The organism is Nodosilinea sp. LEGE 07088 (genome assembly GCF_015207395.1).
Lineage (GTDB): Bacteria > Cyanobacteriota > Cyanobacteriia > Phormidesmidales > Phormidesmidaceae > Nodosilinea.
On record NZ_JADEWX010000126.1, the window covers coordinates 1 to 18,645 of the forward strand.

General features: G+C 55.1%; 17 protein-coding genes. 12 read left to right on the top strand and 5 right to left on the bottom strand.

The features are described 5' to 3' along the window. The 6 genes from IQ254_RS21965 to IQ254_RS21990 all read left to right on the top strand — a co-directional run. The coding region (locus tag IQ254_RS21965; protein WP_193968295.1) for a response regulator at positions 1-1,987 on the top strand (1,987 nt) is incomplete at its 5' end. A gap of 107 nt (positions 1,988-2,094) precedes the next feature. Continuing rightward, a complete protein-coding gene (locus IQ254_RS21970) occupies positions 2,095-3,309 on the top strand; it encodes a ferrochelatase (RefSeq protein ID WP_193968296.1) in 1,215 nt (404 codons plus the stop codon). 1,137 nt (positions 3,310-4,446) lie between these two features. Then, entirely contained in the window at positions 4,447-5,643 is a 1,197-nt protein-coding gene (locus IQ254_RS21975; RefSeq protein WP_193968297.1) for a DNA double-strand break repair nuclease NurA, read from the top strand. A gap of 193 nt (positions 5,644-5,836) precedes the next feature. Next, positions 5,837-6,487 (top strand): PEP-CTERM sorting domain-containing protein, encoded by a 651-nt coding sequence (locus IQ254_RS21980; RefSeq protein WP_193968298.1) that lies wholly within the window; start codon positions 5,837-5,839, stop codon positions 6,485-6,487. A 168-nt stretch (positions 6,488-6,655) separates the two neighbouring features. Then, the gene (gene fumC, locus IQ254_RS21985) at positions 6,656-8,056 is read left to right on the top strand and encodes a class II fumarate hydratase (protein ID WP_193968299.1); all 1,401 of its coding nucleotides are present in this window, start codon (positions 6,656-6,658) and stop codon (positions 8,054-8,056) included. Positions 8,057-8,199: 143 nt separating this feature from the next. Further along, the gene (locus IQ254_RS21990; protein WP_193968300.1) at positions 8,200-8,961 is read left to right on the top strand and encodes a phycobilisome rod-core linker polypeptide; all 762 of its coding nucleotides are present in this window, start codon (positions 8,200-8,202) and stop codon (positions 8,959-8,961) included. Positions 8,962-9,284: 323 nt separating this feature from the next. Here the strand turns inward: IQ254_RS21990 and IQ254_RS21995 are convergent, their stop codons facing one another. Beyond that, complete coding sequence (locus IQ254_RS21995) at positions 9,285-10,007, bottom strand: PPC domain-containing protein (protein WP_193968301.1); 723 nt, start codon at positions 10,005-10,007, stop codon at positions 9,285-9,287. Positions 10,008-10,134: 127 nt separating this feature from the next. Here IQ254_RS21995 and IQ254_RS22000 point away from each other — a divergent pair, with 127 nt between their 5' ends. The 5 genes from IQ254_RS22000 to bioF all read left to right on the top strand — a co-directional run bounded on the left by IQ254_RS22000 (position 10,135) and on the right by bioF (position 15,633). Then, entirely contained in the window at positions 10,135-10,431 is a 297-nt protein-coding gene (locus IQ254_RS22000) for a hypothetical protein (protein WP_193968302.1), read from the top strand. A gap of 121 nt (positions 10,432-10,552) precedes the next feature. Continuing rightward, complete coding sequence (gene glgB, locus IQ254_RS22005) at positions 10,553-12,847, top strand: 1,4-alpha-glucan branching enzyme (protein WP_193968303.1); 2,295 nt, start codon at positions 10,553-10,555, stop codon at positions 12,845-12,847. A gap of 153 nt (positions 12,848-13,000) precedes the next feature. Further along, positions 13,001-13,600 (top strand): TetR/AcrR family transcriptional regulator, encoded by a 600-nt coding sequence (locus IQ254_RS22010; protein WP_193968304.1) that lies wholly within the window; start codon positions 13,001-13,003, stop codon positions 13,598-13,600. A gap of 60 nt (positions 13,601-13,660) precedes the next feature. Next, entirely contained in the window at positions 13,661-14,371 is a 711-nt protein-coding gene (locus IQ254_RS22015) for a glutathione S-transferase family protein (RefSeq protein ID WP_193968305.1), read from the top strand. Between the two features lie 65 nt (positions 14,372-14,436). Beyond that, positions 14,437-15,633 (top strand): 8-amino-7-oxononanoate synthase, encoded by a 1,197-nt coding sequence (bioF, locus tag IQ254_RS22020; RefSeq protein ID WP_193968306.1) that lies wholly within the window; start codon positions 14,437-14,439, stop codon positions 15,631-15,633. A gap of 5 nt (positions 15,634-15,638) precedes the next feature. On the opposite strand, the gene IQ254_RS22025 is transcribed toward bioF, so the two are convergent. The 4 genes from IQ254_RS22025 to IQ254_RS22040 form a co-directional block, all read right to left on the bottom strand. Continuing rightward, complete coding sequence (locus tag IQ254_RS22025; protein WP_193968307.1) at positions 15,639-16,160, bottom strand: hypothetical protein; 522 nt, start codon at positions 16,158-16,160, stop codon at positions 15,639-15,641. Positions 16,161-16,205: 45 nt separating this feature from the next. Further along, the gene (gene rpsU, locus IQ254_RS22030; RefSeq protein ID WP_169617543.1) at positions 16,206-16,394 is read right to left on the bottom strand and encodes a 30S ribosomal protein S21; all 189 of its coding nucleotides are present in this window, start codon (positions 16,392-16,394) and stop codon (positions 16,206-16,208) included. A 263-nt stretch (positions 16,395-16,657) separates the two neighbouring features. Continuing rightward, on the bottom strand, positions 16,658-16,951 hold the full coding sequence (locus tag IQ254_RS22035) for an RNA-binding protein (RefSeq protein WP_193968308.1): 294 nt from the start codon (positions 16,949-16,951) through the stop codon (positions 16,658-16,660). Positions 16,952-17,122: 171 nt separating this feature from the next. After that, the gene (locus tag IQ254_RS22040; RefSeq protein WP_193968309.1) at positions 17,123-17,326 is read right to left on the bottom strand and encodes a hypothetical protein; all 204 of its coding nucleotides are present in this window, start codon (positions 17,324-17,326) and stop codon (positions 17,123-17,125) included. A gap of 515 nt (positions 17,327-17,841) precedes the next feature. On the opposite strand from IQ254_RS22040, the gene IQ254_RS22045 reads away from it, so the two are divergent. After that, the coding region (locus IQ254_RS22045) for a hypothetical protein (protein WP_193968310.1) at positions 17,842-18,645 on the top strand (804 nt) is incomplete at its 3' end.

Below are 18,645 nucleotides of genomic sequence, written 5' to 3' on the forward strand. Positions count from 1 at the left end.
CCCCTCGCCCCCCGCATCCATCGCCTCCAGCTTCCCCAGCAGCCTCACGGTACGCGTTGACACCCAGCGCCTAGCCCGCCTCGAAAATCAGCTCGGTGAACTGACGATCAACCGCAATGGCCTTGCCCTGCAAACCAATCAAATTCGCCTGGGTTTGAAAGAGCTGGTCAGCCGCTTCGAGCGCGTGCGCGCCACCGTAGAACAGTTACAAGGGGTTTCAGACCAAATTTTGATCGCCCCCGAGCGCCAGCGTCAGCCAGTAGTCATGGGTGGTTTCACGTCGTCTCGACCGCCCATGGCCCTCGATTTCGATTCCTTAGAAATGGATACCTACACAGCCCTCTACACCCATACTCAAACCCTGCTCGAAGAGATGGTGCAGCTCGAAGAAGCCGCCGCCGATATCAGTCTCTTTAACCGTCAGACCGATCAGCTGCTGGGGCAACACCGCAAAATGCTCTCCCAGGTGCAAGACGACCTGATGTACGCCCGCATGGTGCCCCTGGGCCAGGTGCTCAACCGATTCCCTCGGGTGCTGCGCGATCTGTCCAACACCTACGGTAAGCCCGCTGAGCTCACCCTAGAGGGGACGGCGCTGCTGGTCGATAAAGCCGTGCTCGAAAAACTCTACGATCCGCTGCTGCACCTGCTGCGCAACGGCTTTGACCACGGTCTAGAATCTCCCGAGGAGCGGTGGCGCCAGGGGAAGCCCAAAATCGGCCAAATCACCATAGGAGCCTGCTATCGGGGTCGCCAAATCGACATTGAGGTCAGCGACGATGGCCGGGGTATCGATCTGGCGCGAATAGGTCAACAGCTGATTGACCTGGGCTGGCTGTCAGCCGCAGAAGTTGACACGGCCACCGCTGAACAGCTCTATCGCTATATGTTCGAACCGGGTTTTTCTACCGCTCAACAGGTCAGCGATCTGTCGGGGCGAGGGGTGGGCCTAGACGTGGTGCAAGACCAAATGCAGCGGCTCAAGGGTACCGTTACGGTGCAGTCTATGCCGGGGGCAGGCACCCGCTTTACCCTCTCACTGCCCATGACCCTGAGCATTGTCAACCTGCTAATTTGCTTTGTGGGGTCTACCCCAATCGCTTTTCGCAGCGACAGCATTACCGAAATTTTGGTTCCCCAATTGCAGCAGCTCAACCAGCAGCCCGATCAAACCTGGCTCACCTGGCGCGATCGGCAGGTACCCGTCTACGGCCTGGGCAATTTGCTATCCTATCGCTGTCTGCGGCCCGAGCTACCCCTCAGCCAGGTGCTAGCCGCAGTGCCCTCTCCCGCCGACTGGGAAGCTCCCGTGCTGATTTTGTCTCGGGGCGATAGTGCTCTGGGGCCAGTATTAGACCATCGCTTCTTTGCCATTCAGGTCGATCGCCTGGTAACCGAGCAAGAATCGGTGATTAAACCCTTTGGCACGGCCCTTAGCCCGCCCCCCTATGCCTACGGCTGTACGGTGCTAGGTGATGGCAGCGTGATTCCAGTCATCGACGGACAGGCCTTCCTAGACGATTTGCTCAGCCGCTCAGCCGTCTCTGGTCTAGAGATTGTCGATGCCCCCCCTCCGAACAACTCCCAGGCCACCCTGCACTCCGCCGCTACCGTGCTGGTGGTCGACGATGCCGTTACCTCCCGCCGCACCCTAGCGCTCTCCTTGGAGCGGGCAGGCTATCGAGTGCTCCAGGCCCGTGACGGCCAAGAAGCGCTGGAACACCTGGAGCAAACCCCCACGGTGGGGCTAATCGTCTGCGACATCGAAATGCCTAATATGAACGGCTTTGAGTTTTTGACGGCGCGCCGTCAAGATTCAGCCCTGGCCCAAATTCCCACCCTGATGCTGACCTCGCGCAGCAATGACAAGCACCGTTGGCTGGCCATGCAGCTGGGAGCCACCGACTACTTTTCTAAGCCCTACCTAGAACAGGAGTTTTTGAGTGCGATCGCAACCCATCTCCAGGCAGCCGCTCAATCGACTTAACCGATCGTGGGGTGTGGGTTTCTGAGACAACCTGCGGGTTTTATTAACAATATCCCCAGGAGGGGGATGTTAGCCTGGGGAAGAAGACTATCCCGAAAGGCCATCGTATGGTTGCAACCCCCGACGTTATTCAATCGTCCGAATTCTCTGCTCCAGTTAGTGGCGACAGCAAGGTCGCTGTACTGCTCATGGGCTACGGCGAAGTCGAAAGCTACGATGACTTTGCCAACTACAACGAGCAAGCCCTAAACCTCCTAACCGCTAAGTTTGCCCCTGTACCCACCTGGGTCTACCCACCCCTGGCCAAGCTGTTGGCCGCCTTTGACCTACATGAGTGGAGCCACCAGCACGGCAACTTTATCTCTCCCCACAACGCTATTTTTGAAGCTCAGCGGGCTGGCATTGAGGCCAACCTGCAAGAACGCTGGGGCGATCGCGTCAAGGTGTTCAAAGCCTTCAACTTTTGTAAGCCCTTCTTGCCCGACCAAGTGTTAGAACAGGTCAAGCAAGAGGGTTACGATAAGCTGCTGATCTATCCCCTGCTGGTGGTCGATTCTATTTTCACCAGTGGCATTGCGATCGAACAGGTCAACGATGCCTTGGCCAAACTGTCTGACGGCTCCTCCCACTGGGTGCAGGGCATGCGCTACATCCCTTCATTCTTTGATGCCCCCGACTATATCGATCTGCTGGCTCGCATGGTCGAAGAAAAAATTCAGCATGATCTGGCGGTAGCTCACCTGCCCTCGCAAACGGGCATCGTGCTGATGAACCACGGCTGCCCCCACGAAGCTAAAGGGTTTACCTCGGGCATTGACGAAAGCCAAAAGCTCTACGACAGAGTGCGCGATCGCCTGATTCAAAAATATCCTCTGATTTCCGTAGGCTGGCTCAACCACGACACGCCATTAATTCAATGGACTCAGCCCAACGCCACCCTAGCTGCCCGCAATCTCATAGATTTGGGGGCGACAGCACTAGTCTTTATGCCCATTGGCTTTGCCACCGAAAACCACGAAACCCTGCTGGATGTTGAGCACATCATCGAAGGTCTGCGGCGCAAGCGTCCCGACGTCACCTACGTGCAAATGCCCTGCGTCAACGACCGGCCCGACTTTCTGGCGATGGTGGCTACCTGGGCCGACAAGCCTATTGCCGATCTATTCGATGCCGAAGCTCTGGCTATCAACCCTGCGTTAGCGGCGGCTCAGGCGGCGGCTGTGCATAGTCACCATGGCCACAGCCACGATCATCACCTAACTGGGGCAGATGGTCATCATCATGACCATGGACATCACCACGACCACGGGCCTCACCACTAGACACCTGACGATCAAAAAAAGGCCGCTGACTCAATCAGCGGCCTTTTTTGTGTCTCTGCACTGCAATCCCCCTAGGAGAATCTGCTTGGAATTGGGGCTGCTCAAATCGAATTTCTTACTATTTAAGCTTCTTGGGCAACCGTATTGCTAGGGGAAGAGTTAGTCAACCGTTTGTAAATCATGTTAGGCAACGTTACCGGGCTCAATAGCATTGCTAGGGATAGAAACATCCAGCTACTAATGCGGGTCTTTGGGTTACTAGGATCGTGTAAAAAAGGGGCAAGCGATAGTAGAAAGACCATGAGAGACGCTGCAAGGTAAAGCGGTAAAGCCATGGGTCTGGTAGGAGATGGTGGTAGGGGGTGTTGTCTACAACATAGCGAGTTGCAAACCTCGCGCCATGGCGATTATACAAAACCTCAGGCTAAATTTTTTTGGCCTGGGGTTTTGTATTTTTTCAATTCATAACATTGGGGATAAAACCTGACCTCTAGGCAGAAAAACCCAGCGACTTTCCCAGTATAAATTTACGCTAGGAAAAATTTAAAGCAATTTGCCATTGAGCCTTTGCCACATCGTATTGGGCAACGTTATGGGGCTTAGTCCCGTGGCTAAAATCAGCAATATCCAAGAGTCTAGGCGATTTCTAGAGCCAGATGGATCGCGCAGAAATGGCCCAATCGTCAACCCCAAAAACAGGGCAGACATCGTGAGGTAGACGTACAAATTTATCATAATTTACGCACAATTGTTGGCAAAAGCACTATTGGGCAGACTTCAAGCTACTATTTTGATCGCCTGGAGCCCTCGATCCTCGGTTCCCTTCCAACGCGTGAGCCTAACGACGAGGCTTAAGCCATCCAAAGCTGAGATTAAAGACGCTAGTTCTAGTCAGTGGGTTCCTCGGGTGCTGGTAGTTTATGTTGCGTTAACCTGATGGGCTCCATGGGGTAACGCGATCGCCAACGCCAAGACTTCCCCCGGGCGGGTTCTCAGCTTTGCCTCGATCGGTAGATCAAGGTCGAGCCCATCTCCCTGCGATCGCCCAGGTAAAGGCTGGTCACTAGGTTGTGACAGACCTGCTCAAACCCGCTAAAATCTTGGGTTAATACAAGTGTTCTAAAAAGCAGACAGGTTATGCCAGTGAGTTCAGGCCAGATCAAAGCCCTGCTCGACCAAAAACGCGCCGCCTTTAGCGCCTTCAGTCGGGCTAAGTTTGAGTTGCTGCACGCCTACAATCGGGCCTGGATCGACTTTGCCGCCCTACCTCTGGCCCGGCAAGGGGCTCTCCTGCCCTCCAGTGAACCTGCTGGAGCGCGACCCATAGAACCTCTAATGCCTGAGCAATGCCCTGAAAAGGGCATTGTGCCCTTCTTTTTTGCCGAGTCTGGCCCGGCGGGCGAGCGCTGGACCAACCGTGAGCAAAGCGCCCAGTGGGTGCAAACCATCCTGGAGAATGTCACTACCTTTGCGGTAGATGGCTCCCAAATTTCCCCCGGCAAAGATATCTCTATTCCCATTGCGTTGATTCAAATTGGCTGGTTCGAAAACCCCCACAGCGCTGACCGGGTCTATCAAAAAGATGTGCGCGTCGATCTGATGACGCCCAAAGAACTGGGCCCAAACCCGGCCCAGCCGGTGGAGCGCCGGGTCAACATTCGCCGCTTTCAAATGGAGGTGGCGCGGCTGGTGGAATATATTGACACTTGCCCAGAGCCAGAGCGTACTCTGGTATTTTTCGACGGGGCGCTGGTGGTCACCTTTGCTGAAGCCTTTGACCAAGAGAGCCAAACGGCCTACGTCCAATCTATCTTGTCGTTGCTAGAGGCTAGCGATCGCCGCCGCGTGCCCCTAGTCGGCTACGTCGATACCTCCTACGCCCACGACCTGACCACACTGCTACACCATGCCTACGGCCTGGAGGCCACCGAAGGCATTCACGATGCGCAACTGCTGGCCCGACTAATGCAGTGGGGCGATCGCACGGCGGTGTTTCAGTGCGATCGCGGCGGCATTCTTGACCAGTACGGCCCCTACGGTGACCAGATTGCCTTCACCTACCTCAAAACTACCCGCGACGGCTACCCGGTGCGGCTAGAGCTGCCCCGCTGGATGTGGGAGAGTGGCCAGATCGCCCAGTACCTCAACTGGGTGCGCGGCGAAGTCATTATCGGCGGTGGCTACCCCTACAGCATCGAAACCGCCGACCAAACCGCCGTGCTTCAGGGCCAAGACAAGCACCTGTTTTTGCGGGTGCTGCAAGACTGGGCCGAGCGCGAAGCAATCAATCTGCGACTGTCGCGCAAAATGGTGAGCAAGCAGCGCCGCCGCTAATGCGATGGATAAAGACTCGATGAACTACTCCCAGGCTCAGTAATTTGCCCTACACATGCCATGGCTGAGAATGATTAAGTAAAAGAGTACACACGAAAATCTGTATCTGTTACGGAGAGACCATCAGACGCGAACGCCCCCTTTCGTCTATGGCTACTGTCTACAGTGCCTATCAAAGGAGGATGTGCCTAGTATGAAAGCATTGATGGTTCTCAGTTCAGCCTTAGTGCTAACGGGTCTTTTGGGGGCTATGGCTCCTGAAGTCATGGCTAAGTCAGATAAAGGGAAGGGCGGCGGTTCTAGCCAGCCCACAGCCCCGCTGACTTGTGCCAGTGGTGCGGTCACGAGTAATCCTCTAGCGGGGGGGGCTTCCCTCAGCTACAGCCAGTGCTTAGACCCAGTGTCGGGCAACGATGTCACCAGCAGCATTAGCGCCGATCTGACCGCTTTCCTCGATCGCACCCTGGGCGACTGGGTGTTTGATGGCAAGTACGAAGATGGTCGCAATTCCTCTGGCCCCAATGACCTCGGGTTTAGCTGGGTGCAAACGGGCAAAGGGAGCGGCACCTGGAGTTTAGCTCAGGCGGTGACCACTCCATTTGTCATTAGTCTCAAGGCTGGCAACGGTTACGCAGCCTACTATGTGGATGGCAACACCAGCACGAGCAGCGGTACCTGGGCCACCTTCGACCAAAAGGATCTGTCCCATGCGTCTATTTTTGTGGCCCGGGGCGCTATCCTCCCCGAGGAGCCCAATACCACCGTGCCAGAGCCAGCGTCTGCCGCTGCGCTGGTTTTAGTCGGCCTCAGCGCCGCTGGTCTGCGCCGCAAAAAGCAGGCGTAACTCGCCCCAATCCATTTGCTCAAGTCAAATCATGTCATGCCCCTAGCGATCGCCTTTGGTCGCTAGGGTTTTTTTCTGAAATTGCTCTGGGATTTCTTTGGGTTGTTTGGCGATCGAACCGTTAGCTTGTGGTTGAATCGGAGAAAGCAGCGCTGAAAAACATCGACCATGGCCGACTCCCCCCTCTCCACCCGTCAGGAAACCGACAGCATGGGGGCGATCGCGGTACCCAGCGATCGCTACTGGGGAGCGCAAACCCAGCGATCCATTCGCTATTTTTCCATTGGCCAAGACAAAATGCCGATTGAAGTGGTGCATGCGATTGCCCTCACCAAAAAGGCCTCGGCCCTGGCCAACGCCGATCTGGGCAAGCTGCCCCGGGCCCAGGCCGCTCTCATTGTGCAGGCGGCAGATGAAATTATCGCGGGTCAGCTCGACGATCACTTTCCCCTGCACGTATGGATGACGGGGAGTGGTACCCAGTGCAACATGAACGTCAACGAGGTGATTGCCAACCGCGCCATCGAGATCGCGGGCGGGGTCATGGGCAGTAAAACTCCGGTTCACCCCAACGACCATGTCAACATGTCGCAGTCTTCTAACGATGTTTTCCCCACGGCGATGCATATTGCTGCGGCCCAGAGCTTGATCCAGAGTTTACGGCCTGCTGTCACTAGCCTGCGCGACGCCCTTGATGAAAAATCTCAGGCCTGGGCTGACATTGTCAAAATTGGCCGCACCCACCTGCAAGATGCCGTACCCCTGACCCTAGGCCAGGAGTTTTCGGGCTATGTGGGCATGCTCGACGATAACCTGACTCGCCTAGAGGGGGCCTTGCCGGGGCTATACGAACTCGCCCTAGGGGGCACCGCCCTAGGCACAGGAATTAATGCTGGGTCAGGTTTTGCTGAGGTTGCAGCGGCGCACATTGCCACGATTACAGGGCTACCCTTTGTCAGTGCTGCCAACAAGTTCACCGTTATGGGTGCCCACGATGCCCTAGTCATGGCCAGCGGTGTGCTCAAGACCCTGGCGGTGTCGCTATACAAAATTGCCAACGATATTCGTCTGTTGAGCTGCGGGCCGAGAGCCGGTTTGGCGGAACTGCACCTGCCTGAGAATGAGCCGGGGTCTTCAATTATGCCGGGTAAGGTCAACCCGACCCAGTGCGAAGCCATGGCCATGGTGGCGGTACAGGTCATGGGCTATGACACAGCGGTAGCCTTTGCCGGTGCCAGCGGCTACCTGGAGATGAATGTCTACAAGCCGATGATGATCTTTAACCTGTTGCAGTCGGCGCGATTGATGGCCGATAGCTGCCACAACTTCACTGAGTTTTTGGTAGTGGGCATGACCCCCAACCGCAAAAAAATTGATCAGTATGTGCAGCAGTCGCTGATGCTGGTGACGGCTCTAAGTCCAGCCATTGGCTACGACAAAGCCTCTCAGATTGCCCACTATGCCTTCGAGCATGACCTCACTTTGAGGGCGGCAGCCTTGGCCTTAGGCTACGTCTCCGAGGTCGAGTTTGACCAGCTGATTAACCCTCATCGCATGACCTATCCCTAGGCCGGTGGGCCATTGCAGTGGCCACTCCGATGGAATGTTAAGGACTATGTTGATTTACTCAGATTGCTCAGGTTCGCGGCATCCCGTCCCGTATGATCATCCTTAAAGTTTGTAAACTTTCCTAAGATTCTGGAGATTCAAACGTGTCTCTTCCGTTACTAAGCTACTCCCCGTCCAGCCAAAATCAGCGCGTTGCCGCCTACGAAGTGGGTGGTGACGAGCAGCCCAGATATTTCTCGACCGATGACCTGTATACCTCCAGCGATATGGATGCGCTGATTGAGGCCGCCTATCGACAGATCTTCTTCCATGCCTTTAAGTGCGATCGCCAGATCTTCCTGGAGTCGCAGTTGCGCAACGGTCAAATTACTGTACGTGACTTTATTCGTGGCCTAGCACTGTCGCCTACCTTCTACAGCAGCTTCTACGAAAAAAACAGCAACTACAAATTTGTAGAGCACTGTGTTCAAAAAATCCTGGGCCGCGACGTATACAGCGATCGCGAAAAAATTGCCTGGTCTATCGTAGTGGCCAACAAGGGCATTCAGGGTCTGGTCGATGAACTCCTCGACAGCGAAGAGTATCTCACGAGCTTTGGCTATAACACCGTTCCTTACCAAAAACGACGGGTTCTACCGGGTCGGGAAGCAGGCGAACGCCCGATTCATATCAAGAACCCCCGCTACGACACCTACCACCGCAACCTTCTGGGCTTCCCCCAAATTGTGTGGCAGTCTCAAGTCAAGCGGTTTGTGCCCCAAGAGAAAAAGGTTACCGCTGGCAACCCTCAAATGTTCTTAAACATGGCCCGCAGTATTGGCCCTTCCAGTGCTGCTCCGGCTCGGGTATCTACCGGCGATATCAATATCTCCACGGCTGTGCCCTACCGCAAAGTAGCGGTCTAACTAAGACCTCGGTACCATTCGGTGCAGATTTACATTACACCTTTGAGGATGCAGGCCATAGCCTACATCCTCGTTTTTTTGGCTGCGGTTTAGCCCAGGGCGATCGCGGGCCAGTTCGCCGCACCAGTGGTGGCATTTACTGCCCGGCATCACTAGCTGGTCGTGCAATCACTTGCCCAGAGCGATAGTTTATGGGCAGGGGCTGAGGGCAAAAAAAATCCCCTGGCTCTCGCCAGTGGGACTTATCAGGGTGCATCTACCATTCACCTTTACATCCAGACGCCCCCCTATCCGGAAAAGTTGCGGGGGCATTTTGAGAATTCTTAGTTAGGGGTTTCTAGGTTGCGCAGCAACTCTGCCTGCTCACGCAAAGACGTGGCCCAGTCTTCTAAACCGTTGGTTTCGAAGAGATCGGCTGCCCGTTCAAAGTCGGCGATCACTAACTCCCGGGCTTCCAGAGGAATGTCTTCTGGCCCGCTGAGGGCATCTCCCTGCTCCACATACACCTGGGCAAGAATGGCCTGAGCCCGACCGATATAAGCTGCTGACTGCTCGGCGTCGATTTCAATGGCCTTAGTGTACGTAGCAATGGCCTGGGTATAGTCTTCAGCCAGCACTAACGCTTCGGCCTCGGCATAGGTGATTTCAAACTCCGTGGCCGTGCGCACGACCAAATCATAATCGCCCCCTTGCCCCGAATATGAGCGAGCCACCACCGTATAGGTGCCATCCTCGGGCAGGGTGAGGGTGATTTGGGCGTTGAGGGTGCCGCCAAAATCGTCGTTAGCGGCTATTTCAGTCTCGTCAGGGGCTAATAGTGCCAACACTGGGTCAAATTCTGTGCTGTCTAAGGTAATGGTGATGATTTGCCCACTACTGCCCTCAAAGGAATAGGTAGACTCTGCCGGGTAAATCGTGCCAGCCTCTTGCAGCACTGTATCAGCCCGAGCTGGCAGGCCGGTTGATAGGCCTGCTAGGGCAACGGGTATCACCGTCATCCCCACATAAAACAGCCGCTCTATAGAAAACAGCCGTAAAAAACCCATGTAACCTCCCCGAGGCAAATCACTAAACGTCAAACATGCCAAGCAGCCTAGCACAGGCTAGGATAACGCCGGATAATGCACACCGCAGGATATGGTAATACTGAAGCCACATGATTAATCCTGCTCTATGGCACATCTACATTCGCTACTGATTGGGTTAGGGTGTGTCGCCATGCTGGGCAATGTTGCCCAGGCTTTGCCACCCCCCGATGACGTGCCTGAAGAAGTCTTGCGCACTGAGCTGATTACTGAGGCGCGATCGCCCCTCGACGGTGAACCCATCGATCCGGTTAACTACGCTACCTTGCAGGATCAATTGCGCGATCCCAACATTGAGACAGTAGTTAACACTGAAATTGCCCAACTGATTCAGCTGCTGGAGTTCAGGCGGGTGCTCAAGCCCATTCTCCCCTTCTTGCCCTAAGGGAGTAGGCCGACTACGACTCCAAAAACTTTCCTGTGGAAATCGCTAAGTTTTGTTACTCTATTCCGCAGGCGATCAAATTCAAAATAAGCATTTAAATCTCCCTTGGATCCTTAATAATATGCCTGCAACCGTTGACTCTGAGCAGATTGACCGAATTGTATGGAACCAGCATCACGACCCCTTTGAAATTTTGGGGCCGCACATGGTACAGCAGGATGGCCAAACCTTGTGGGCTGTGCGCGCCTACTTACCCCAGGCTGACAAGGCCTGGGTGGTGCTGCCAGAGGAACACAAAGAAGTGGCCATGGAGCCCAACCACAATCCACACTTCTTTGAGTGTGTGCTTGAAGTGCAAGACCTGGCCAACTATCAGCTCAAGTACACCATTGGTGATCACGTCCACGTCATCTACGATCCCTACGCGTTTAAGACTCGGGCGATTACCGATTTTGACATTCACCTGTTTAGTGAAGGTAATCATCACCGCATCTACGAAAAGTTGGGCGCGCACCATACCTCGGTGGAAGGGGTGGTCGGGGTTTATTTTGCCGTCTGGGCTCCCAATGCTCGCAATGTCTCGGTTTTAGGAGATTTTAACTACTGGGATGGGCGTAAACACCAGATGCGCCGTCTTGCCAATGGCATTTGGGATTTATTTATTCCTGGCCTAGATGTTGGGGTTCATTACAAATACGAAATTAAAAATTACGACGGTCATATTTACGAGAAATCCGATCCCTACGGGTTTCAGCAAGAAACCCGGCCTAAAACGGCTTCTATTGTCACCGATTTAGAGTCCTATGCCTGGCAAGACGACGCCTGGATGGAGAAGCGTCGCCAGACTGAGCCACTCACCGAGCCTGTGTCTATCTACGAACTGCATTTAGGGTCTTGGCTACATGAGTCGTCGTCGAGCCCGGCTCTGCGCCCCGACGGTACCCCAGAACCGGTGGTGACAGTGGCTGAGCTCAAACCCGGGGCGCGCTTTCTCACCTATCGTGAACTTGCCGATCGCCTGATTCCCTACATCAAGGAATTGGGCTTTACCCATGTTGAGCTGCTACCGGTGGCTGAGCATCCCTTTGATGGCTCTTGGGGCTATCAAGTGACCGGCTACTACGCGGTTACCTCTCGCTACGGTACTCCAGAAGATTTCATGTACTTCGTCGATCAGTGCCACCAAAATGGCATTGGGGTAATCGTCGACTGGGTGCCGGGCCACTTTCCCAAGGATGGTCATGGGCTGGCCTTCTTCGACGGCACCCACCTCTATGAGCACGCCGACCCGCGCAAGGGGGAGCACAAAGAGTGGGGCACCCTGGTGTTCAACTATGGCCGCAACGAGGTGCGCAATTTCTTGGTGGCCAACGCCGTCTTCTGGTTTGAGAAATATCACATCGACGGCATTCGCGTCGATGCCGTGGCCTCCATGCTCTACCTCAACTATCTGCGTCAGGATGGCGAGTGGGTGGCGAATGAATACGGCGGTTCTGAGCACATAGAAGCGGCAGACTTTCTCCGCCAGGTGAACCATGTGCTGTTTACCTATTTCCCTGGGGTGCTGTCGATCGCCGAAGAATCCACCGCCTGGCCGATGGTTTCGTGGCCGACCTACGTGGGTGGCCTAGGCTTCAACCTGAAGTGGAATATGGGCTGGATGCACGACATGTTGGACTACTTCAACATGGATCCGTGGTTCCGGCAGTTCCATCAAAACAACGTCACGTTTAGCATCTGGTACGCCTTTACCGAAAACTTTATGCTGGCTCTCTCCCACGATGAGGTGGTGCACGGCAAGAGCAACATGCTGGGCAAAATGCCCGGTGATGAGTGGCAAAAGTTTGCCAACCTGCGCTGCCTCTACACCTATATGTTCATGCACCCAGGCAAGAAAACCCTGTTCATGAGTATGGAGTTTGGCCAGTGGAGCGAATGGAACGTGTGGGGTGATCTAGAGTGGCACCTGCTCCAGTATCCGGCCCACGCCAGCCTGAAGCATTTTATGGGCAAGCTCAACCAGTTTTACCGCAGCGAACCGGCGCTGTTTACTCAAGACTTTGACCAGGCGGGCTTTGAGTGGATCGATTGCAGCGACAACCGCCACAGTGTGGTGTCGTTTATTCGTCGTGATCGAGACAGCGACGACTTTGTGGTGGTGGTGTGCAACTTCACGCCCCAGCCCCACAGCCACTATCGCGTTGGCGTGCCGGAGAAGGGCTACTACAAAGAGCTATTTAACAGCGATGCCCGCGATTTTGGCGGTAGCAACATGGGCAACCTGGGGGGCAAATGGTCCGATGACTGGGCTTTTCACAATCGGCCTTTCTCGCTAGATCTGACCTTGCCGCCGCTCGGGGTGATTGTGCTGAAGTGCGATCGCGAAGAAACCCAGCGAGCCTTAGCCGCGCAGTAACGGAAACAGATCCCCATCGGCTAGCCCCCCTTGCTTAGATGTGGGGGGCATGGGCTGCTGCTAGCATTGGCAATGGGAGAGGCCGCAGATCTAACCCGTCGCCTCAACCTTGCCGCTACTGGTAGACTTAAAAAGACCGATCAGTCTGTTTAGATGTCCAAGGCCCAAGTTACCAAAGCCCGAATTGTGGAGCAGGCTGCCGCCCTGTTTAACCAGCAGGGGTTCGCCGGAGCCTCAATGGCTGACTTAATGCGGGCGACAGGGCTACAAAAGGGAGGCATATACAACCACTTTCGCAATAAAGATGAACTGGCCTTGGCCGCCTTCGACTTCGCGACCCAACTCATACAGCAGCGATTTATGGGAGCGCTGCGGGGAAAACGCCATGCCGTAGATCGACTGATCGCCATCCTTGGGGTGTACGAGGTTCTGCTGGACGACCCTCCGGTGGCGGGAGGTTGCCCCATTCTCAATACGGCGGTAGATAGCGATGACACCCATCCAGCCCTGCGTGAACGGGCCCAGAAAGCCATGGATGCCTGGCGGACTTTGATTATCCGCATTGTTGAGAAAGGAGTGATGCGCGGCGAGCTACGGGCCAATGTGGATGGAGATGTCGTAGCCACGGTTTTGATTGCGACCCTGGAGGGTGGCATCATGCTGAGCAAGCTTTACGACGATACGGCCCATTTAAAGCGAGCTTTAGACCATACCAAAGCCTACGTGCAGCAACAGCTAGCTTTACCCAGATAATTTTTTTTGCTCAAAAAAGACCGATCGGTCGCTGAAATCTCAAGAATGGAATGGTGCGCTATGTTGAAGCTCTACTATGCCCGCCCCTCGATCTACGCTCGTCCGGTGTGGCTGGCCCTGCTCGAAAAGCAGCTCCCCTTTGAGCTCGTGCCAGTGGATCTGGGGGGTCAGCAGTTTGAGCCCGCTTTTTTAGCGCTTAACCCCTTTGGCCATGTGCCGATATTGGAAGATGGTGATTTTCGGGTGATTGAGTCGCTGGCGATTTTGGACTATCTGGAGGCTAAATATCCGACGATCTCGCTGTTGCCAACCGATGCAACCGCCCTGGCAACCGTACGCATGGTGCAGTTGGTGGCGTTGAATGAGCTGTTGCCTGCCGTGGTCAAACTATTGATGCAGGATCAACGCTCCGATCAGCTATCTGCTGAGACCGAGTATGCTCAGCTGCGGGCCACCCACACGCTAACTTTCTTGGAAAGTCGGCTGGGAGAGGCGCCGTTTTTTGCGGGAGAGCAACTAACCTTGGCAGAAATTGTGGCTGGCACGCTTGTGGATAAGCTGCCGGATCTGGGGGTGCCGTTGACCAGCTGTCCACGGTTGATGAACTGGTCTGAGCGGTTATTGGCCCGCCCGGCCTGGCAACAGATTGAGCTGAGCCCCGCCGAGTGGCTGACCTTTAAGCGTCGGATGCGGGTGATGCCTAAGGTCTGGCAACGTCGTCGTCGTCAGCGGATGAAAGCGCTAGCTCAGCAGTTCAGTGGCTCGCTTTGATTGTCTTATGAGACCTGTCCTTGGATCGCGATACTATGGCCCAATCAATATGCGCGTGTTAGACCATGGGTGACTCCTATGCCTGGCTCGATAAATCTCTGGCGGCGCTGCATCGGGCCCATCGCTATCGCTCGGTACAGGCGATTGACGGCATGGCGGGGGCCACGATTCAGCGGCAGGGGCAGACCCTGGTTAACTTTGCCAGCAATGACTATTTGGGTCTGGCCAGTGACCCCAGGCTAGCGGCGGCCGCGATCGCAGCGATTCGCACCTACGGCACCGGCAGCACGGGGTCTCGGCTGCTGAGTGGGCATCGCGACCTACACCGGCAATTGGAATGTGCGATCGCAGCCCTCAAAGGCACTGACGATGCCATGGTGTTTAGCTCGGGGTATTTGGCCAATCTGGGGGCGATCGCGGCGCTAGTGGGTAGCCCTGACCTGGTGCTGGGTGATGACTATAACCACTCCAGCCTCAGAGCGGGTGGTCGGGTGAGTGGCGCAACTGTCCTAAACTATCGCCATGGCGACATGACCCATCTGCAATCTCTCCTGGGTAGCCACCGGCATCAGCACCGCCGTTGTCTGATTACCACCGACAGTGTGTTCAGTATGGATGGCGACCTGTGCCCGCTGTCGGAGCTCCTTGACCTGGCTCAGACCTACGATGCCATGGTGCTAGTCGATGAGGCCCATGCCACCGGTGTCTTTGGGCAACGAGGCTCGGGCTTGGTGGAACACCTAGGCTGTGGTGGGCGGCCTGTCGTCACCGTAGGCACCCTAAGCAAAGCTCTAGGCAGCTTGGGAGGCTACGTCGCAGGCTCCAGGACGCTGATCGATTTTTTGCGCAATCGGGCCCCAGGGTGGATTTACACCACGGGTCTTTCCCCGGCAGATACGGCGGCTGCGTTAGCAGCCACCCAAATTATTCAGCAGGAGCCCCAGCGTCGCCAACGGCTCTGGCACCATGTAAACGCTGTGATTCAACGCCTCGATCGGCACTTTGCCCAGGCCTCAACGACGGCTATACCCCTGCGTCGTTTGCCCTCGGCGTCGCCAATTATTTGTCTACAGCCTAACTCCGCCGCCGCCACCCTAAAGGCTAGCGATCGACTGCAGCAGATGGGTCTCTGGGTGGCCGCAGTGCGCCCGCCTACCGTACCAACTAGTCGATTGCGTTTTACCTTAATGGCTACTCACCAGCCAGATCACATTGATCAACTGCTCGAAGCGATATCGGTGCTGATGCACTTAGATCACTAGGTGCATCAATAGGTGCTCAGGGCTGTTGATAGCGGTGACCTGACCGCCTTCTGGGCCGCATGGGTCCAAAAAGAGGGAGCAACGCTGCCGCCCGGTTCAGGAACCAGAAGGTGAGCTGGCTGAGGCAGGGTCGTTAGCTGTGGCTTAGTATCTCGATTAAGAGCGTCCAAAATCCATGGCATGAGTGCCAACGCCTCGTCAGGGAGTAGGGTTAGGTAAAACTGACAGGTCTGGTTGTAGCGACGGATGCCTTTACCTCGGCTAGCGCCTGCCATCACCTCGGCACCAAGATTAATCCCGATGCGCAGCACTAAGGGGCGATCGGGCACGAGAGCATCTGGTGCAGAGTAGGCATAAATGCAAAGGTAATTCAATCGCTGTTGAGAATCAGCCCACGACACCTTGGGTGGTGTACTGGCGTAGGACTTCTCTTTGTTGATAGTGACCGTGGTAGCTTGAGTTTTAGCGAACTGAGTATAAAACTCGCTGCGCAATTTGGAAACTTGCTGAGTTACCTCTGGGGTCATAGCTGGCCTCCAATGTAAACGCCTAATCGATCAGCACCTTGGTGGCTAACGCTTTGAACTCCAACGACGCTGCTTATGCCTTGCCAAAGTCTTACGCTTACGCTTTTCAATGGGGGTTTCAAAGTGGCGGTTTTTACGCATGTCTGAAAATATTCCGGCCCGAGAAACTTTCCGCTTGAAGCGTCGGAGGGCTGATTCAATATTCTCGTCTTCTCCCAAAACAACTTGGGCCATTGGTACTCCTGAAAATTTTCGTTGACCCTGGCCCCGTAAGCGCACTCGAGTCAACCTAACAACGCAAGGAAAATAGAATCCCTTCTAGAGCCACTGCCGAACGATGCCGACTATGAGTGACAAAACGAGACAGCTGTAGGTGCTGTCCCTGTAACTAATGTCGCTTTCGACGTTAGTTAAGCCGGATATTGAGTATCCGTTACCGAGACAGACCGAATTTCTAGAAACAGATTTTCAGAAACTCGGTCTGTCTGCGATTTATCTTAGCGACGGTTGTTCCAACCGCCGCCGCCACCACCGCCACCGCCGCGAGACTCACGGGGACGAGCTTTGTTAACCTTAAGGTCGCGCCCCATCCACTCAGCTCCATCTAGGGCTTCGATAGCGGCGTCTTCCTCGGCTTCGTTTTCCATTTCTACAAAGGCAAACCCCCGAGGACGGCCAGTTTCGCGATCGGTAGGTAGGCTGACGCGGCTGACAGAACCATATTCGGCAAAGACCTCAGTAATTTGGTCTTGGGTTGCACTGAAGGCAAGGTTGCCGACGTAAATTGACATGGTCACATCTCCAACTAAGACAGATAAAAAGAGAAGAGGCAGGAAGTTATAAGAGATGTACACAAACTCAGACGAAAGCCAAGCCGGCAATGCAACTAACAACTTGCTTGTAACACAATAGCACAGGGCCATTGCAGCCCTGGGTAGAGTACATAATTTGCGGCTGCTGGTTTAGCCTTCTGGCAGCACCCATTTGGGGGGCTGTGAAGCCCGCTCGATCATCTTGCGTCGCACGGCCTCGTCAGCCATGGCGAGCATTTGGTCGAGGGAGGTGTCGGTAATAAATTTAGTGGCTGCTTCGGTGTACTTGAGGTTGGGACAATCGTCGCCCAGTACACAGCCGTCTTTGCAATCTACCGCGCAGTTAACCGCCATAGGTTGTGTCTAACCCCCATAGTTCAGCGTTTGGGCACAGGGCTCTGAGCGCAGTGCTTGAGAAAATGCCCTCAAAAATTGTAACAACCTCTGTCGCTGCCTTTGGCAGATAATTGGGTCTCGACCCAATTATCTGGGGTCAGTATCTCGCCTTGGTTATGGGTTGGGCTCAGAGTAGGTTTGTCTGGGCAGTCTGTGGAGCGCATGTCGGCAACTGAGCTGGCTGACATAGATGGTTATTCGTAGGTGTCAAGAAAAGCATATGCGTCGATCGCCTCAGACTGAACCGTGTTGGCCGCTGTGGCCGCTGTGGCTACTAGGGCTGGTGTTGTTGGGGTTACTGGGACTGGCGGCTGTCTATCTCGTGGAGCCTGCACTGCTGGGGTGATTGGTCGCCGCCGCTCGATAGTCTGTGGTAGAGCAGTTGTCTCGACTCTGACGGTTCTGCGCTTAAGCTTGCGGGCAGTTTTTCCGGTAGCATTCAGGCAAAGCACAGGAATTTGTCGGTATAACCTATGGCCATTCGTCGGTTTTGCCTGGTTTTTGGGGTGTCTCTCGGGTTGGCGACAGGGGCAATGGCTCAGGTTCCTCTCCAAGCGGGATTGGGTGGGCTGAGCCATGACAATTTTGGTAATCAAGTTGTGGGTGATGGGGTTGGGCTCGCTGGGCAGCCGTATCGACCGATTTCTCAGCCAGGGGGGGGAGACGTTTCACCGGCCTTATGGATGATGGGTCTGGGCTTGGTGGGGGGGCTATTGTTGGCGGCGACTTGGTTAGGAGCCTATCAGCGCCAGCAGCGGTGGCAGCGGCTAGCGCTGGTGCGTCAGGAGGTGAAGGCCTTTCGAGAGCGACCGGCGGTTAGGTATGTGCTCGATATCCTCGACTATGAGGAATACCGCACGTTTTATATCAACCATCCCGAGGATGGTCGGCTGATTGGCTTTGAGGCTAACGACTATCGGCTGCGGCGGGCGCTGCGATCGCACGATCAAATGGTCAAAATGCGCGCTGGGCTAGATGAGATTGAGCGCTTGGCCAATCAAGGTAGCGCGATCGCGCCCAAAACCCTAGCGCTGGTGCGGCAGTACGACAATCAAGAATTTGTGATTGAAGTGGCGCTGCGTGACTGGTTTGACTCGTTTTTGGGCGGGCTGGAATATTTTGAGATCATGATTGAGTCGGGCCTGACGACGGCCGATGAAATCAAGCCTTTCATCATCTATTGGCTGCAACTCATTGGCGATCGCCGCTACCGCCGCAAGGGGGGCTCGGGTTTTTACGACCAGCTGTTTCACTATATTCACTGGGCGGGTTATGGG

What these genes read in the sequence shown, in the direction of transcription:
- glgB (WP_193968303.1), top strand. Translation starts at nt 10,553, where the DNA reads ATGCCTGCAACCGTTGACTCTGAGCAGATTGACCGAATTGTATGGAAC.
- IQ254_RS22040 (WP_193968309.1), bottom strand. Translation starts at nt 17,326, where the DNA reads ATGGCGGTTAACTGCGCGGTAGATTGCAAAGACGGCTGTGTACTGGGC.
- IQ254_RS22015 (WP_193968305.1), top strand. Translation starts at nt 13,661, where the DNA reads ATGTTGAAGCTCTACTATGCCCGCCCCTCGATCTACGCTCGTCCGGTG.
- bioF (WP_193968306.1), top strand. Translation starts at nt 14,437, where the DNA reads ATGGGTGACTCCTATGCCTGGCTCGATAAATCTCTGGCGGCGCTGCAT.
- IQ254_RS21980 (WP_193968298.1), top strand. Translation starts at nt 5,837, where the DNA reads ATGAAAGCATTGATGGTTCTCAGTTCAGCCTTAGTGCTAACGGGTCTT.
- IQ254_RS21970 (WP_193968296.1), top strand. Translation starts at nt 2,095, where the DNA reads ATGGTTGCAACCCCCGACGTTATTCAATCGTCCGAATTCTCTGCTCCA.
- IQ254_RS21975 (WP_193968297.1), top strand. Translation starts at nt 4,447, where the DNA reads ATGCCAGTGAGTTCAGGCCAGATCAAAGCCCTGCTCGACCAAAAACGC.
- rpsU (WP_169617543.1), bottom strand. Translation starts at nt 16,394, where the DNA reads ATGGCCCAAGTTGTTTTGGGAGAAGACGAGAATATTGAATCAGCCCTC.
- IQ254_RS22010 (WP_193968304.1), top strand. Translation starts at nt 13,001, where the DNA reads ATGTCCAAGGCCCAAGTTACCAAAGCCCGAATTGTGGAGCAGGCTGCC.
- fumC (WP_193968299.1), top strand. Translation starts at nt 6,656, where the DNA reads ATGGCCGACTCCCCCCTCTCCACCCGTCAGGAAACCGACAGCATGGGG.
- IQ254_RS22000 (WP_193968302.1), top strand. Translation starts at nt 10,135, where the DNA reads ATGGCACATCTACATTCGCTACTGATTGGGTTAGGGTGTGTCGCCATG.
- IQ254_RS22035 (WP_193968308.1), bottom strand. Translation starts at nt 16,951, where the DNA reads ATGTCAATTTACGTCGGCAACCTTGCCTTCAGTGCAACCCAAGACCAA.
- IQ254_RS21995 (WP_193968301.1), bottom strand. Translation starts at nt 10,007, where the DNA reads ATGGGTTTTTTACGGCTGTTTTCTATAGAGCGGCTGTTTTATGTGGGG.
- IQ254_RS22025 (WP_193968307.1), bottom strand. Translation starts at nt 16,160, where the DNA reads ATGACCCCAGAGGTAACTCAGCAAGTTTCCAAATTGCGCAGCGAGTTT.